The organism is Gilvimarinus sp. 1_MG-2023 (genome assembly GCF_030548285.1).
This window is the reverse complement of sequence record NZ_JAUOSC010000131.1, coordinates 1-464: the sequence shown is the minus strand read 5'-3', so window position 1 is coordinate 464 and position 464 is coordinate 1. Positions and strand designations below refer to the sequence as shown.

1 protein-coding gene is annotated in these 464 nt (G+C 54.1%); it reads left to right on the top strand.

Translation table 11 applies throughout. The features are described 5' to 3' along the window. A partial coding sequence (locus Q4563_RS16065; RefSeq protein WP_303605185.1) for a uroporphyrinogen decarboxylase family protein occupies positions 1–464 on the top strand: 464 nt, incomplete at both ends.

Here is a 464-nt window from a genome sequence, read left to right as displayed (position 1 = left end):
TACCTGAATTACGTCTTGAAAGCGGTGACGACCATTCACTCTGAGCTGAATGGCCGTGTACCTCTGATCGGTTTCTCCGGCAGTCCCTGGACCTTGGCAACCTATATGGTTGAAGGTGGCTCGTCGAAGGACTTCCGTCATGTGAAAGCGATGATGTACGACACGCCGGAAGTCATGCATCAGCTGCTGGATGTGCTTGCCAAATCGGTGATTGATTATCTTAATGCCCAGATTCGGGCCGGAGCCCAGGCGGTACAGATTTTTGATACCTGGGGCGGCAGTCTGAGTGATGTGGCGTATCAGGAATTTTCGCTGCGCTATATGCGTCAAATTGTAGAAGGCCTGACGCGGGTGTATGACGGCCAGCAGATTCCTGTGATCCTGTTTACCAAAGGCGGAGGGCAGTGGCTGGAGTCGATGGCTGACACCGGAGCCGATGCATTGGGGCTGGACTGGACAACCGA